This is a genomic window from Amphritea sp. (genome assembly GCF_050300915.1).
Lineage (GTDB): Bacteria > Pseudomonadota > Gammaproteobacteria > Pseudomonadales > Balneatricaceae > Amphritea.
The window spans coordinates 1-16023 of record NZ_JBNKYN010000096.1 but is presented as its reverse complement, the minus strand read 5'-3'; the positions used below and the strand labels follow the sequence as shown (position 1 = coordinate 16023).

Here is a 16023-nt window from a genome sequence, read left to right as displayed (position 1 = left end):
GTGTGCAGATGCTTATTTTTCTGGCGGGTTTGCAGGGCATATCCGGCGATCTTTACGAAGCTGCTGAGCTTGATGGGGCCGGTCCCTGGGGCAAGTTTGTTAACGTGACGCTGCCGGGGCTGAAGAACACCACAATTTTCGTTGTTATCAGTACCACGATTCAGGCCTTTGGTCTGTTTACTCAGGTTGATGTGATGACCCGGGGTGGTCCACAGGGCTCTACCTCGACGGTTATGTATCATGCCGTGACCAAGGGCTTCCGCGAACAGGATATTGCCTATGGTTCGGCGATCAGCGTGATTTTCTTTCTGGCTATTCTGGCAATTGCGTTGCTACAGAAACGCTTCTTTGACAAGCGGGAGGATGCGTAATGAAACGTTTACAAAAGCTGGGCGCTTATCTCTTTCTTCTATTGATCGGTTATGTGTTCCTGTTCCCGCTGCTGTTTATGATTATGTCTTCATTTAAGCCGGAGCAGGTGATCTTTGCTGATCTTTACAGTATTCGTGCGATTTTGCCGGTCGGCGATCTTACTCTGGATAACTATCGTCAGGTATTTGAAAAGAGTGATGTTTTGCTCTATTTCCGTAACTCAATCCTGATTACATCGGCGACAGTGATTCTCGGGCTGTTCGTTAACAGTTTACTGGCATTCACTCTCTCACGTATGCGCTGGAGTGGTCGCAAATATATTCTTGCGGCGGTGGTTGCGCTGATGATTATCCCTATTGAGGCGATTGTGGTGCCTCTGTTACTGCTGGTCTCCAAGTTGCCAACAATCGGTTGGGAGCAGGGTGGTCTGGTGCTGATGGGGTCCTGGTTAAACTCGCTGGAAGTGCAGATTCTGCCGTTTGTTGCGAACTCCTTTTTTATCTTCCTGTTCTATCAGTTCTTCAGGGATATCCCGAAAGATTTTGATGAAGCCGCTGAGCTGGATGGGGCGACACCGTTTCAGATCTACCGACACATTATTGTGCCGATGTCCGGCCCCGTCTTTGCCACCGTGGCGATCCTGCACTTTCTGCTGATGTGGAATCAGTATATCTGGCCGATTATGGCGGTGCAGGGGGAGGACGCCCGTCCGGTTATGCCGGGTATTCAGATCTTCTTTGGCAGACAGACCAGTTGGGGGGAGATTATGGCCTACGCCTCATTTGTTACCCTGCCGGTGCTGGCCGTGTTCCTGGCGTTCCAGAAGAAGTTTGTAAGCAGTTTGGCCGGAGCCGGCATAAAAGGCTGACCGGTTGTTGGAAAAATAAGAATTTATGTACTTGATCGCCTGTACGGCAGGCGATCTTGGGAGAAGAAAAATGGCAGACGTAAAACTGACCAAAGTCGTTAAGCGCTATGGTGATGTTGAAACAATTCACGGTATCGATCTGGATATTAAAGATGGTGAATTCGTTGTCTTCGTTGGCCCATCCGGTTGTGGTAAATCTACACTGCTGCGCATGGTTGCAGGGCTTGAAGAGATCACCGAAGGTGAGCTGCATATTGATAATGAATGTGTCACCTCTGTGGCAGCATCCCGTCGGGGTGTGGCGATGGTGTTTCAATCCTATGCCCTCTATCCACATATGACGGTGCGGGAAAATATGGGGTTTGGCCTGAAAATGGCAAAAACGGATAAGGCTGAGATTAAACGGCGGGTGGATGAGTCGGCTAAAATCCTCCAGCTAGAGCCATTACTGGATCGTAAGCCTAAAGCGCTTTCTGGTGGTCAGCGTCAGCGGGTCGCCATTGGCCGGACCATTGTGCGCAACCCCAAAGTCTTTCTCTTTGACGAGCCATTATCGAATCTGGACGCCGAACTTCGCGTTCAGATGCGGGTTGAGATCGCTAAACTGCACTCTCAGCTGAAGAATACCATGATCTATGTAACCCATGATCAGGTGGAAGCGATGACCATGGCGGATAAGATCGTCGTTTTACGGGGTGGAAATATCGAGCAGGTCGGCAGCCCGATTGAGTTGTACCTGAACCCGGTTAATGAGTTTGTTGCAGGGTTCATCGGCTCTCCCCGGATGAACTTTTTTGACTGTGATGTTATCGCTCAGACCGATGATTCTCTGACGCTGAAGCTGCCTTGTGGTGAAGTCTGTCAACTGGCGGCGGATGTCCGCCATTCTCCGGGCATGACCCGGGTGAAACTGGGTATCCGTCCTGAACATCTGAAAGAGGATCAGAGTGGCGAAATCAGGATTGGCGTCGATGTTGATGTGGTAGAGCATCTGGGTGGCTCAACCTATGTCTATGCCCGTTACAGTGGTGAGCATGAGCTGATTATTCAAACCGGTGGGTTAAGCCCGGTCAGACGGGGCGATCATTGTGATTTCAGCTTTAACCTCGACCAGTGTCATCTGTTTGATTGTAACGGTCTGACACTCAGAGCGGCCAAACCTGTACCGCTGCACACCCAGGCACCTGTCGCGCAAGCCCTCTCAGGTTAATCATAGTTTTCACGTTTCTCAGCACACCAGCAGCGTCTGGTGTGCCCTGACTATTACCGGTACTTTATGACTTCTGTTGCTAATTTTTATGCCCCATTGCCTGTACGGCCCTTGCTCCATTTTACGCCACCGAAGGCGTGGATGAATGACCCTAACGGGCTGGTTTATTTTGACGGTGAGTATCATCTGTTCTATCAGTATCATCCTGAGGGGCTGGAATGGGGGCCGATGCACTGGGGGCACGCGGTCAGTCGCAATATGATTGACTGGCAGCATCTGGATATTGCGCTGTTTCCCGATGAGCAGGGGATGTGTTTTTCCGGTAGTGCGATTGTTGATCACTACGATAGCAGTGGGTTGTTTGATGGTCAGCCGGGTCTGCTGCTCTTTTATACTGCGCACCGGGTAACCGGGAGCGCCGCTGAGGATTATGAGCAGGACCAGTGCATCGCTTATAGTTGTGATAAGGGGCGTAGCTGGCAGAAATATGCTGGGAATCCGATTATCCCGGTGCCGGGTTTCCGGGATTTTCGTGACCCTAAAGTGATCTGGCATGAGGCTTCGCAGCACTGGGTTATGGCACTGGCCTGTGGCCAGACAATCCGCTTTTACCGCTCTGAAAATCTGCTGGACTGGGCGTTATGCAGTGAGTTTGGTGAGCATCAGGGTTCTCATACAGAGGGACCCTGGGAGTGTCCTGATCTGTTCGAGCTGCCGGTTGAAGGCGGCACAGGCAGTCGCTGGGTGTTGGTTGTCGGGGTCGGGGCTGGTAAAGACAGCTGGGGATCCTTTACTCAATATTTCATTGGCGATTTTGATGGCACCCATTTTCATAATGACAATGCCCCGGATAAAGTGCTGCTGATGGATCACTCCCGCGACTTTTATGCGGTACAAAGCTGGTCGGATGCACCGGATAATCGTCGCATCGCCATTGCCTGGATCAATAACTGGTTGTATGCCAATAAGATTCCCGAAAATGGCTGGCGTGGCATGATGACCATACCCAGAGAGATCCGTCTGGTTGCCACTACTGAAGGGGTGAGGATTGGACAGCGGTTTGTGCCAGAACTGGGTGAGCAGCGGGCCTGGCAAAGGACTATGATCACCTGTGGCACAGTTGATGCGGGCGGGCTGCTTGCCCTGACGACGGTACAGGAGCGTACCAAACCTGTTCATGGATCGATCAGCTTTGCTATGCAGCCGGAAAGTTGCATTGACCTTTATCTGAGTCAGCCTGAGCAGCCTGATCTGACTTTCAGGCGGAAGGATAGTGGGCTGATCATCCGTTATCAGCGTGCGGGACAGAATGGTAATGATGCATTTGATCGCTTTTTCCCCTGTTACTTTGATCTGCCAATCGTTCAGAACCAGGCTTCAGTAACGCTGGAATGGATCAGTGATAACGGTAGTCTTGAGCTGCTGATTAATGATGGCATCTACTCATTAACCAGTCTGCAGCTGTGCCAGTCTGATACTGTCGTCGATAATATGCCGCAGCTGATGGTCGTCAGTGGCGGCATAGAGATAACGGCTGGTCAGACTAACGTTCTTGGCTAGCAGGTTTTGCTGTACTATTCAGCTCTGCTAGATGTCTGCTCTGCTACATGCCAGTTGCACTGAATGCTTAGCCGTCTGTTGATGACGGCTTTTGCTTGTATGAAAAATCTGATCGAGGCCGGTAATTATGGATCATTCACTGTTTCAGGATAGCCTGGAAATCACAGTGTCAGGCATGGCTATGGGTTGCCACTCACTGCAATGGAACGGATATGAGCTGATTGTTTATAAGGCGCTCTGGGGCGAGCTGGTCCTCTCCCTGCTGGGCGGGCAGGTGCTGTTGTTTCGTCCGGCGGGAGAGGAACCTCTGTTATGGCTGACAGAAAAGCCTGCTGGCGCACCTGCGGCGATCCGTGGTGGGATCCCTGTCTGCTGGCCCTGGTTTGCGGAACATCCTGAAAAACCTGAGCTGCCTAAGCATGGTGTGGCCCGCACCGCCCGCTGGCAGATCGATGATCAGCACGTTGATGATGCCGGTGGACGGTGGCTGATGTCACCGGAGCACTCGCTGTGTGACGGGATTCAGCTACAACTGGAGATCACTGTGGCCGATGCTGAGCTTTCGCTGGCGCTGACCACCACTAATGGGTCTGATCAGCCGCTGGCCGTGACTCAGGCGCTGCACAGTTATTTTGCGGTGTCTGATAGCCGTGAGACTGAGATACTGGGATTAGCCGATTGCCGCTGTCTGGATAAGGTTCAGGGGATGCAACCGGGAGTGATGCCGTCATCCCTGCGCTTTACTGCGGAAACCGATCTGGTGGTTGAGCAGGCAGATAATAGTGAGGCGGTGGTGCTGATTGATCATGGCTGGAAACGTGGGTTGCGCATTACTAAGAGGGGTGGTGGTTCAACGGTTGTCTGGAATCCGGGAGCTGCGGCGGCAAACATCGGCGATGTAGGGATGGATCAGGTGTCCCGGTTTGTCTGTGTTGAGGCTGCCAGAACCCGGTTTTTCGATGATCAGACGCTGGCTGTCGGAGCAACGCAGACGCTGGCCACGTCGGTCAGTGTGCTGCCATACCCTCAGCGCGATCAGCTGGAATAAGCCCACCCTTATCACAATTCATTTCAACGCATCAGGGCAGAGTTTTTCTGCTTTTTTATTTACGGATTATTGAGCCGTTTCTGCAGATAGCTTTCATAATCCGGTACGCTATAGGGGTGCTTCTGACTCAGTAGCGGCGAGCTGATCATGAAGTCGGCTGAACTTCGACTGCAGGCAACCGCAACATTCCACACCGCTGCAACCCGCAACAGCGCTTTAACATCAGGGTCGTGGGGCATCGGCTCGAAGGGATCCCAGAAGAATACAATAATGTCGATCTTCTGTTCGGTCAGCATCGCGCCGATCTGCTGATCGCCACCCAGTGGGCCGCTGATCAGTTTGGTGATCGGGATTTGCAGGCTGTTTTCCAGCAGGTGGCCGGTGGTACCGGTGGCATACAGTTGGTGTTGGCTTAGAATACTCAGGTTCTTGTGTGTCCAGTCGAGCAGATCCTGTTTCATATTGTCGTGAGCGATCAGGGCGATGCGTTTCTGTTCCGGCATCTCAATCTGCTTCATATCCATTCAGGTCCCCTTTTTTGTGTTATGCCTATTGATATCGATAAATAAAAAAGCCCGCATAGCAGCGGGCAAGCCTTACATCAGGTAACTATCAGCTGAAGTTGAAAATCCTGGGTTTGCATCGACTTAGAGGCCGCTTTGAGTGGTACTTGAGACGGCTTCTTTCGCCAGGCGCATGATGCCTGCCCAGTCTTTATTAGCGATCAGCTCATCCGGTGTCAGCCAGGTGCCACCAACGCACATGACGTTTGTCAGGGCGAGATAATCTGCCGCGGTGTGCACCCGGATACCGCCGGTGGGGCAGAATCGAATATCGGCGAAGGGGCCGCCGAAGGCTTTCAGTGCTGCTGTGCCGCCGGATATCTCTGCCGGGAAGAACTTAAACGCTTATAGCCCCGCTTGATCCCCTCCATCATCTCAGAAACGGTCTGAATACCTGGCAGATAGATCGTGTCACTGTTTACGCCGTAGTCCAGTAGCTCGCCGGTGAGACCCGGGCTGACAATAAAAGAGCTGCCGCTATCGACACAGCGCTGAAAGCTTTCCGGATCGATGACGGTGCCGGCGCCAACCTTTGCCTGAGGCACTGAGTGGGCTATCGCTTCGATCACTTTGAGGGCATTCCCGGTGCGCAGGGTGACTTCAAGTACAGGGAGTCCGCCTTCAACCAACGCTTCGGCAATAGGTACGGCATCTGCTACATTTTCGATGGTGAGCACCGGAATAACTGGTCCCAGGCTGCATAGTTGATCTACTTTCGCAGTCATCTCGGCTGATAGTGTTTGTTTAGTCATACATAATCCTGTTATTTTTTGGGCCTGAGCCAGTTAAATATGATCGTTTTATACACAGGGTGATGGTTATGGCGCCCAGTAGATCATTATCGGGTGTTGCAGAAACAGATTGACTGGCATTGACTCAGGCTTACTGGTAAGTGCCCGGGACAGAGTCTCCAGTTTGTCGTTGCCACAAATATGTAAAATCCTCAGCTCGCTATTTAGCAGACGCGCGGGTGTAAGAGAGATCCGGGCGTAAGGGGCTGTGGTTGGATTAACGGCTACACAGTCAGCGCTGCTGGCAAGCGCTGCGTCAAGCTCAGAAGAGCAGGGGAAGAGTGATGCGTTGTGACCATCGTTACCCATGCCTAAGATCACGATATCCAGCGGTCCATCGATCGTCGCTAACCGTGCGTTACAATGATCAACAGCGTCTTCAGCTGAGCTATCGGGCTGCCACAACGGGATGTAGTGAGCGTGCTTAGCTCTGTTTTGCAGCAGATGAGTATGCAGTAATCCGTCATTGCTATCGGATTCATCAGGGCTGATCCAGCGGTCATCAACCAGAGTGACCGTGACATTTTCCCAGGCGAGTTCAGCCTGGCTCAGGCTCTGGAACAGTGGAACCGGGGTTGAACCTCCGGAAACGGCCAGGCTGGCTCTGCCTCTGTTTTCGATTGCTGCGATTAATTGATGCTGCAGGAGAGTTGACAGGTTGTCTGTCAGCGTCTCTCTGGAATCAAATTCGCAGACCGTTACATGGGCCGGAAAATTCAGATCACTGATCTTCATGCCAGCTATTCCCGTCTTTGATTAACATGAGATCAGAGGCTTTGGGGCCCCAGCTGCCAGCAGAATAGGGCTGGGGCGGTTTAGTATCATTCGCCCAGTGTCCCATTAACTGATCACACCAGTTCCAGGCATGTTCAACTTCATCCCGCCGGACAAAGAGGTACTGGTTGCCCTGGATAACCTCAAGCAGCAGTCGCTCATAGGCATCCGGGATGCGATTTTGTTCAGAGGACTGGGAAAAGTTCAGATTCAGTGATTCGCTGCGTAAACGCATCCCTTTATTCAGCCCGTGATCCTTATTCAGAATTTGCAGGGAGATTCCCTCTTCCGGTTGCAGGCGGATAACCAGTTTGTTCTGTGCCAGGTGTCTCTGACTCTCATCGAAGATGAAGTGCGGCTGGGGTTTAAAGTGAATGGTTATCTGCGATAGCTTTTCTGGCATCCGCTTTCCGGTTCGCAGATAGAAGGGGACTCCCGCCCAGCGCCAGTTATTGATCTCAGCCTTGATTGCGACAAAGGTTTCGGTTTTGCTGTCCGGGTTTGCGCCTTCCTCATCCATATAGCCTGGTACGGGATTGCCTTCCAGAACCCCTTTGGTATAGCGGCCGCGAACCACATGGGTATTACACATCTCCAGAGTGATAGGGCGCAGAGCTTTGAGTACCTTCACCTTTTCATTGCGGATCATATCGGCAGACAGATCGTCAGGTGGATCCATGGCGGTCAGACAGAGTAGTTGTAACAGGTGGTTCTGCACCATATCGCGCATCTGACCCGCTTTATCGAAGTAACCCCAGCGACCCTCTATGCCGACTTTCTCTGCCACGGTGATCTCAACGTGGGAGATATGACTCTGGTTCCACTGGGAGCCAAACAGAGGGTTGGCAAAGCGCAGGGCGATCAGGTTTTGTACTGTTTCTTTACCCAGATAGTGATCGATACGGTAGATCTGGGTTTCATCGAAGTACTCAGCGACCTGATCGTTAACCTCATTGGATGACTGGAGGTTATGACCGATCGGTTTTTCCAGAACAACGCAGCTGTTGGTGTTGGTGCAGCCACTCCTGGTCAGGTTTCTGCTGATCGAACCATAGATGGATGCGGGGGTTGCATAGTAAAAGATCCGGGCCCGTTCAGCGCTTTGATCGAGTATCGCTTTCAGGTTCTGATAGCTCTCTGCTTCAGTAAAATTGACAGCGCAGTATTCGACTTTGTCCAGAAACCGGGCCAATATTTCAGGCTCAAGCTCGTCTGCCTTAATATATTTTTGCAGACTTGCTTCGCAGGTATTGGTGAAGCTGGCGGTATCCTCTTCATGTCTGGCGACGCCGATGATTCTTGATTCCTGGCTGAGCAGGCCTGCGCGCTCAAGCTGATAAAGGGATGCGAAGAGTTTGCGTTGCGCAAGGTCACCCATGGCTCCGAAGATGACAATGTCGCTGGAAGTGTTAGGAATGGACATGGTTGAACCTGTTTTGTAGTTATTAATGCAATATAATGGCTATACTATGTCTTATTAATTGTATTTTCAATATAAAAATACGTAATATAACAACATAATATTCATCTATCTGTGACTCGTTTGTCGAAATTTGCCCCAAAATAGTGCTGGAAGCGATTTTGGTACGGGGTTATAGTCACAGCAATATATTTAAATGTAGTTAAATAACCACCATTTAGTCTAGTCGTCTGGCTAAAGGGTCTATTGAACCAGAGTAAATAAGCTATGAACCTGTTAGAGCAGATTTACGATCGTCTTGAATCGTTAAATAAATCTGAGCGTAAGGTTGCCAATGTCATTATTGGTGATCCGGCGACGGCAACCCGATTGAGTATCGCCTCTCTGGCGCAGGCCGCTTCGGTGAGTGAGCCAACTGTGAACCGTTTTTGCCGTAATTTTGAAGCGAAAGGTTACCCGGATTTTAAGATTCAGCTGGCCCAGAGCCTGGCGGGGGGCACCCCCTATGTCAGTCGCAGCGTTGAGCAGGATGATTCGACAGAAGAATATACCGATAAGATCTTCACCTCGACGATTGCGGCGCTGGATATCGCCCGTAAAGGGGTGAATGCCGGATTGATCAGTAAAGCGGTTGATTACCTGATTCAGGCAAAACAGATCTCCTTTCTCGGGTTAGGGGCATCCGGCCCGGTGGCGACCGATGCGCAGCACAAGTTCTTCCGTTTTAATCTGCCGGTCGCCGCGTATGAAGATGTATTGATGATGCGCATGGTTGCTGCAGCGGCGCATACCGGGGACGTGTTTGTGGTGATCTCCTACACCGGTCGGACCCGGGAGTTGGTCGATGTCGCAAAGATCGCCCGGGAAAACGGTGCAACGGTAATCGGTATCTCTGCGGAAAACTCGCCACTGGCAAAAGAGTGTACGGTGTTACTGGCGGCACCGACACCGGAAGACACCGATATCTATATGCCGATGACCTCGCGGATTGTGCAGCTGACCTTGCTGGATGTGCTGGCAACGGGTGTTACGCTGCGCCGGGGCGTTGATTTTCATCAGCACCTGAAGAAGATTAAAGAGAGTCTCAAGGCGACCCGCTATCCCAGTGAGTGATAATTTTCAGGCACTGTCATTATCAGAAAGCCCGCAACAGCGGGCCTTTTTGTGCCTGCTGATACCGTTATGCTGCGCTGATTCCATAGCGGGGCAGGATTTCACTAATCACCGCGAAGCGATGGGCCATCAGCGCGTCATGAAAATGCTTCCAGTCACTGTCGAGGAAAGAGGGGTGATAGGTAAAAATTTCGCTCTTTAACTGTTTCGAGCGGGTATCACTAATCGCTTTGTGCTTCCATGAGCCTTTGCCTTTGGCAATATATTCCAGCTTTTCAGGCGGGAAACCAAACTCGCCATTTTCAATCGCTTTCAGCCAGACCTGATGGCGTTTGTCACCATCCTCCTCTTGGGTATTACGAAACATCGACTCCAGTTTAACCCGGCTTTCTTGCGTCAGACCTGCAACGCTGGCATCGGCATCACCCAGCTGAAAACGGCGCATCGCTTTGCACATCTCCTCTGCGGCTTCCATAAAGTCCTTAGGGTTATCCCGTTCAACATAGGTGCCTTCGCCGTTGGTGTAGTGCCATTTCAGATAGGGGCGGTCCGGGTAGCTGAGCGCGGCACCATGCCCAAGGGGTAAGATATCGCCGACAAAGGTTGAGGTGATATCGTCAAACCGGTCGGAAAAGAACTCTTTGACTTTATTGAGCAGGCCAGGGTCCGGATTATTATTTTCGTCGAGAACATCTTTGACCAGGTTAATCCTGTCGTTGATACCGGCGAACCCCTGGTGAGCCCAGGTGTCGGCATAGACATGCATAGTGATTCCTAACCGGTGCAGGGCGTTGGGCTTGTCAGCATCTTCAATACAGGCACGTACCATATCTTTGGCAACGAAGCTGTTGGGTTTACAAACAATTTTGTGCCGAAAATCGGCGTCGGGGTTGAGTCCCGCGGCCTTGCCCTCGTTGCCGGGGAGAAAGTGAAATGGGATCCAGACCTGATGGTTGGCCAGCTTTTCGATGTTTTTATAGTCGATCATTTTATGGGCCGAGGCGATACGTTTATACATCGCCTGATTATGAAAGCAGATCAGGGCATCATTGGTTGCATCATCAACATATTGTGCTGCATGGGCGATGATCTCCGCTTTGGCATGACCGAAGCCGGATAACCGCGCAATGACGTAGGTTGCGCCGTGGTGAAAATCGATCTGCATGAAGAGCCTCCTTGTACCTGGTTTCGACCGTGATAGCGCGCTGTTTATAACAGCGCAGTTTTCTCAAGATGCTCCAGCATTAGCGGATAAACATCGATCACCGCATCTTTGCCAAAAATACAGTCAATGTGTCCGTATCCCGGGATCTCGGCGCGACTGTATTGCCCTGCGCCGAAGTGCTGAGACAACAGGTCGTAGGTCAGTTTAGTGCTCATAGGCAGATAACACTCATTTTCCGCGCCGGAAATAAACAGGATGGGCAGGTCCAGTCGCGCCAGATTGGGCATATAAACATCGTTGCCATCAGCATCAACCAGAGTACCTTTGCGGCACATCAGCGCCAGATGTTCGAATGCTCCAATATTGGCTTCGGCGAACAGTTCATCAAGGTTATCGTGCAACAGCTCGTTGAGTGTGCTGTGCTTGTAAAGCGATGCGTACATAAAGGTGATACGGTGACAGGTTTCACTATGACAGCGTCCCTGTGCTTCGGCCATCGCATATAACCCAAGCGCCTTGTCATACAGCTGCGTCAGTATAGAGCCAGATTCGGGCACCACTGCCGTCAGATGATCTACATTGAGCCGGTCTAAAAATGAGGGTAGATGCAGACCGGTTTTCAATGCCGTTGTGGGGGGCACGACAAGGTGGGTGGCGATCTGCGAGCAGACAATACTGCGAACCCCCTGCAGTCCCGCCAGCATCGACATAAAGAATGTTGTTGCGCCATAGCAGTGAACCACGGCCTGAAGGCTTGCTGCTCCGGTGTGCGAGAGAATGGTATTGATGGCTGCAGGATAGTCATAATTGGCCACCTGATCACCGTTGGAACGTTGCCTGGCTGCGGGTAGCAGGATGCTGACCCGGCAATCGATCAGCCAGACGTCGTAGTTATGGGCGACCAGATATTCGACCAGGTTAGTGTCGATCATATCGGTTGAGAAAATAGAGGAGGCGACACCTAAGCCATGCACCAGCATCACCGGCCCTTTGGTGCCGCCCTGATAGCGGGTTAGCTGTAAGTGCACGCCGTCAGCGGTTGTGAAGGGGTGGATCTCAGGAATGGGCGCGCGTAACTCTCTTTTCTTACGCGGGGCTTTGGGGGTGGCGCAGTGGCTATCATAGAAAATACCCCCATAGTTTTCATACAGGATGCCGGCAAAGAACTTACCGAAGCGCGCTATCGCTTTAAGTCGCTGCTCCACGTTTTCGGCATTGGTCACCTTCATGGTGGTCATCTGCACAGCAAAATCAGCAGGCATAATATGCAGAATGCCTTTACCCGCCAGCGGGCCACTTTCGTTAAGACCTTTATACACTGAGACATACAGTGTTGATGTGTCTGCCCAGATATGCAGCGCGTTGGGGTCGTTTTTAATCAGCTTATAACCCTTGAAGTAAAACAGCTCACCGGTTTCACTGGTTAACTGCATACTGTAGATCATATGCCGGGTGTCAGGGGGGGATGGCATCTGCTCAAACAGATTAAAATTGCCTTCACTGACACTCAAGGGGTTAGCGGATAGCGCCGGGCAGATCACCGTGCCACTGATCTGCGCGGCATGGTCTTCGCTGCTGAGCATGGTTTCCAGATCGTGTGAGTGGATAGTAAGGAGGAACTCCATTGGGGTTGCTGAGCCGTTAATGGCAGCGTTTTTATAGCTGCTCAGTGTTTCTTCAGTGCTGGCCACCCGCGAGAACCTGCCCTTCATCGATTCGGTGAAGCTTAGTTCCAGCTTTTTTGTGGGGTGAGGATTAATTGCGGCCGAAGGCAGGGTGTAATCGATGCTCCAGCCCCGGTCCGCCGCGATCAGCGCGCAGCAGCGTTCGCTGATCGCACTGATTGTCAGCAGCGGGTTTACTGCAAGCGAGGTGGGTATGACCGAGCCATCGGAAACATAGAGGTCCTCATAGACAGATGTTCCTCTGCCGTTAAATAACTGCCCCTTATGGTTGACGACCCCGAGCGAGCCATTCTCTGCCATATTGCAGCCGCCCAGCGGGTGTACGGTTACCAGGCTCTGCTTGAACAGTGGGGTCCATAAAGGGTTTTCTACATACTTTCCACCCAGTGCTGCTGTTGCTTTAAGCAGATTCTTGTTTCCGGCAGCGAAGTTTTCCTGCTGGCCGACATCCGGCCAGCGAATGCGCAGGCGATCATTGATCAGTTCGGCTTGCCCATCACCCTGGTCATGACTCATGATCAGGTAGGTTTGCGTGTTATTGATCGCACCATGATAGGGGCCACGCAGCATACTGTCGGTGATTCTGGCGTGTTCCTGTAATTTGTCCAGTACGCCACTGTCGGTATCATCACCGATGAGATCGGCAGCCGCAGCCAGAGCGCTGGGGAGAAAGTTGCCGATTGCGCCGGGGAGGGAACCCTCTTCAATAATCATCCGTTGATGCCAGTCGGTTTCGTCAGTGCGGATAACGCTGGTGATACAGGGGCCAACCGGTTGCCGGCCGGTGGCAGGCAGATTACCAAAACCGATACCATTGATGTTCTGGTCACAGTTATAGCCGAAGCCGAGAATATCGCCGTTGCCACTAAAGCCTTCTCCCAGCTGATCGGATACCGCTAATCCGTTGTCTCTGCTGCGTAACAAGATCTCGTTAGACCCCAGTGTACCCGCGCATAACATAACAATATCCGCGCTGACAAACAGTGTTGTCGCATCAAATTTTTCCCGTCCAACGTCGACCTCCTGATAGTGAATCAGCCAGCCCGCATCGGTTTTCTGCAGGTAACGTACATCCGCCTGACAGAAAATCTCAGCGCCATGGTTCCAGGCATCGGGCAGATAGTTCATCCGGGTGGTGTTTTTTGCACCGTAGTTGCAGCCTGAAACACAGTCACCACAATTGGTGCAGGCCTGTTGTTCTACGCCAACATGATTTAGGCCGCTGTCGGTCTCATCAAAGGTGACATTGATGGGCGTGCGGCAGAAGGGCTGGTTCATCGCTGCGGCTGAGGCTTTATGGGCTTCCAGTTTTGCCAGGGCTGGCCAGTCATCGGGATAACGGGTGGGTTTGAGCATCTCCCGCGCCCGCTGATAACCCTCTTTCAGCAAGCTGTCTTTGTGTTGCAGAATCTCAGCAGGCCAGCAGTCGTCTTCAAACACTTCAGGGTCAGGTTCCAGTGAAACATTGGCGTTGATCAGGGATGTACCGCCGAGACCACAGCCAACCACGACATTCTGTTGTTCATTAACATGGATATCAAACAGGCTGATGCGGGAGCCAATATGACCTGCAGCGGTGTGAAACTGGATATCCTTGAACACCTCGTTGGCCGTGTCAGGAAACTCACCTACCAGAATTTCCCGGCCCCGTTCCAGTAAACACACTTTTTTTCCGGCCCGGGCCATTCGTGAAGCTGCGATACCGCCGCCATAACCGGAACCAATAACGACAACATCATAATGGGGTTTGATTTCATCGAGCGGCAAGGCGATCGGTTTCATGGCGGGCTCCTGGGCTGTGGTTCTACATCATTGATGTAGATAAACGGATGGCTGATCCGAATCTGTTTTTTATTATTTCAGTTGCAAGCTGTACTCTTCAAAATCCCGCTTGGGCAGGTTGTTGCCATCACGCTCGCGCACGCGCCAGGCGTTAACTTTTAACATCACCTCGCCATTATCGGTCTGGCTAAAGCTGGCAGTCATGAAGTGTTCCCGGGTACGTGATTTGGGATAGGCGGAAAACAGGCGGCCCTCCTTTGTGCTGACCGCGAATGACTTGTCATATTGCACCGGTTTAGCCTGCCAGCCGGGAATGCTGAACAGGTTCGGATCCGGGAACTTTTTCGGTTTGAAGCTGGGGGTTGCGGTGGCGATTCCATTGAGACCGGTGAGGTTGGACAGGGGAGATGCAATGATTTCAACCAGGCGCCCGCCCTTAGGTCCCAGAGAGACTGTTGCGATCCGGCCAAAATGGACATCACCACTGAGCAGCACAATATCATGACCGCTCTCTCCCAGCGCCGCAATCAGTTGCTGATACTGAGTTTTGAAGCTGAGCAGGTTTCGTTCGGTCTTGTTCTCTTCAACAATCAAGGGTTGAGGGATAACCAGGACACCGGGGCAGGTGAGTGATCTGGCCCAGTCTGTCAGGCGATTAAAATCAGCGCTGGGCAGGAAGGCATCGTCACTACGATAGGAACGCAGATCTGCCAGACAGAAAGACAGCTCTGCACCCAGCTCAAAAAAATCCAGCTGTGGACTCTGCTGAACTCTTTGTACGCCATCAATGGCCGCTTTGGTCCAGGTCTCTCTTACTTTGCTGATTTTCAACGCCAGCAGGGTGGGAATCAGTGAGTCGTGAAAGGGATAGTCATTCCAGTATTCATGGTCATCGGGAAGCATCCAGGTTGCGCCCCGGTTAAGAATGCTGCCCAGAGCTTGCCAGTGCAGTGCATAGTCATCGGCTACACGCTGCCGGATCTCGCTGGAGACAAACGAGAGTGAGTCAAAGCCGATATCCAGATAGACCTGATCGCCGGTCAGAAAGGTAATATCGGGTTTAACGCTGGCATCGCCACGGTCATAGAGTGCTTTGTACGATCCCGCCGCCTGGCCACCATCCCGGTGGTTATAGAAACAGCTGCCAAAGCCGACCGTAAACGGCTTTTGCCCGGTGGTTGGTAATTGTGCGGGCAGGGTGTCGAACTGAGCCGTGCGCAGCGTTTGCCAGGAGGCTTCACGGACACCGCTGATCGCTTCGATACGTCTCGAAAAACGTACCTCGTAGTGCTGTCCGGGCTGCAGATCGGCAAAGCTGGTGGTAATATAAAAACGTTTACGGATCTTACTAAAGGGCCGTATCCAGTCCGCTTTAATAATCTCATGGATGACGGTGTTATCGGGTGATATCAGTTCAATCCTGGCGTGGTCCGGCATCTTCAGGGTGGAGAATAGTGTCCCTGCCCAGATTTTCACGCTACTTTGAGTCGTTCGCAGAACTACCAGAGACCATTGGCCGGTACTGGTTACAATTTCATCGCTCATGTTGCTTTTTCCTTGTTTCTTCGGCCCGGGTGTAATCCGCTACCCTTTGAGCGTTTATAAATTAATGTAGGCAAGGAGCCTGGTGTTAGCCACCAAAAATGCAGATAGTCATATGAAGTAAATTCAT

General features: G+C 51.8%; 12 protein-coding genes and 1 pseudogene. 6 read left to right on the top strand and 7 right to left on the bottom strand.

Annotation, left to right across the window (positions count from 1 at the left end; genetic code table 11):
* The 5 genes from ACQY8X_RS18690 to ACQY8X_RS18670 form a co-directional block, all read left to right on the top strand.
* Positions 1-371 (top strand): carbohydrate ABC transporter permease (locus tag ACQY8X_RS18690; protein WP_428036645.1); only part of this gene is annotated, 371 nt, incomplete at its 5' end.
* Positions 371-1240 (top strand): carbohydrate ABC transporter permease, encoded by an 870-nt coding sequence (locus ACQY8X_RS18685; RefSeq protein WP_091356692.1) that lies wholly within the window; start codon positions 371-373, stop codon positions 1238-1240. The genes ACQY8X_RS18690 and ACQY8X_RS18685, both read left to right, overlap by 1 nt.
* A 70-nt stretch (positions 1241-1310) precedes the next feature.
* Complete coding sequence (locus ACQY8X_RS18680) at positions 1311-2450, top strand: ABC transporter ATP-binding protein (protein ID WP_428036644.1); 1140 nt, start codon at positions 1311-1313, stop codon at positions 2448-2450.
* 66 nt (positions 2451-2516) lie between these two features.
* Positions 2517-4010 carry a glycoside hydrolase family 32 protein gene (locus ACQY8X_RS18675; protein ID WP_428036643.1) on the top strand — a complete coding sequence of 498 codons (1494 nt, stop codon included), beginning with the start codon at positions 2517-2519 and terminating at the stop codon, positions 4008-4010.
* Positions 4011-4137: 127 nt separating this feature from the next.
* Complete coding sequence (locus ACQY8X_RS18670; RefSeq protein WP_428036642.1) at positions 4138-5058, top strand: D-hexose-6-phosphate mutarotase; 921 nt, start codon at positions 4138-4140, stop codon at positions 5056-5058.
* 59 nt (positions 5059-5117) lie between these two features.
* Here the strand turns inward: ACQY8X_RS18670 and ACQY8X_RS18665 are convergent, their stop codons facing one another.
* The 4 genes and pseudogenes from ACQY8X_RS18665 to zwf all read right to left on the bottom strand — a co-directional run bounded on the left by ACQY8X_RS18665 (position 5118) and on the right by zwf (position 8609).
* On the bottom strand, positions 5118-5582 hold the full coding sequence (locus ACQY8X_RS18665) for a methylglyoxal synthase (protein WP_428036641.1): 465 nt from the start codon (positions 5580-5582) through the stop codon (positions 5118-5120).
* Between the two features lie 123 nt (positions 5583-5705).
* Positions 5706-6346, bottom strand: a pseudogene (locus ACQY8X_RS18660) (bifunctional 4-hydroxy-2-oxoglutarate aldolase/2-dehydro-3-deoxy-phosphogluconate aldolase).
* 93 nt (positions 6347-6439) lie between these two features.
* Entirely contained in the window at positions 6440-7147 is a 708-nt protein-coding gene (pgl, locus tag ACQY8X_RS18655; protein ID WP_428036640.1) for a 6-phosphogluconolactonase, read from the bottom strand.
* Positions 7134-8609, bottom strand: coding sequence for a glucose-6-phosphate dehydrogenase (gene zwf, locus ACQY8X_RS18650; protein WP_428036639.1), 1476 nt, complete (start codon positions 8607-8609; stop codon positions 7134-7136). The genes pgl and zwf overlap by 14 nt, the downstream gene beginning before the upstream one ends.
* A 264-nt stretch (positions 8610-8873) precedes the next feature.
* On the opposite strand from zwf, the gene ACQY8X_RS18645 reads away from it, so the two are divergent.
* On the top strand, positions 8874-9719 hold the full coding sequence (locus ACQY8X_RS18645) for a MurR/RpiR family transcriptional regulator (protein WP_091356712.1): 846 nt from the start codon (positions 8874-8876) through the stop codon (positions 9717-9719).
* 67 nt (positions 9720-9786) lie between these two features.
* Here the strand turns inward: ACQY8X_RS18645 and ACQY8X_RS18640 are convergent, their stop codons facing one another.
* The 3 genes from ACQY8X_RS18640 to ACQY8X_RS18630 all read right to left on the bottom strand — a co-directional run bounded on the left by ACQY8X_RS18640 (position 9787) and on the right by ACQY8X_RS18630 (position 15896).
* Positions 9787-10884, bottom strand: coding sequence for a DUF6765 family protein (locus tag ACQY8X_RS18640; protein ID WP_428036638.1), 1098 nt, complete (start codon positions 10882-10884; stop codon positions 9787-9789).
* Between the two features lie 44 nt (positions 10885-10928).
* On the bottom strand, positions 10929-14351 hold the full coding sequence (locus ACQY8X_RS18635; protein ID WP_428036637.1) for a GMC family oxidoreductase N-terminal domain-containing protein: 3423 nt from the start codon (positions 14349-14351) through the stop codon (positions 10929-10931).
* 72 nt (positions 14352-14423) lie between these two features.
* Entirely contained in the window at positions 14424-15896 is a 1473-nt protein-coding gene (locus tag ACQY8X_RS18630; RefSeq protein ID WP_428036636.1) for a hypothetical protein, read from the bottom strand.
* Between the last annotated feature and the right edge of the window lie 127 nt (positions 15897-16023).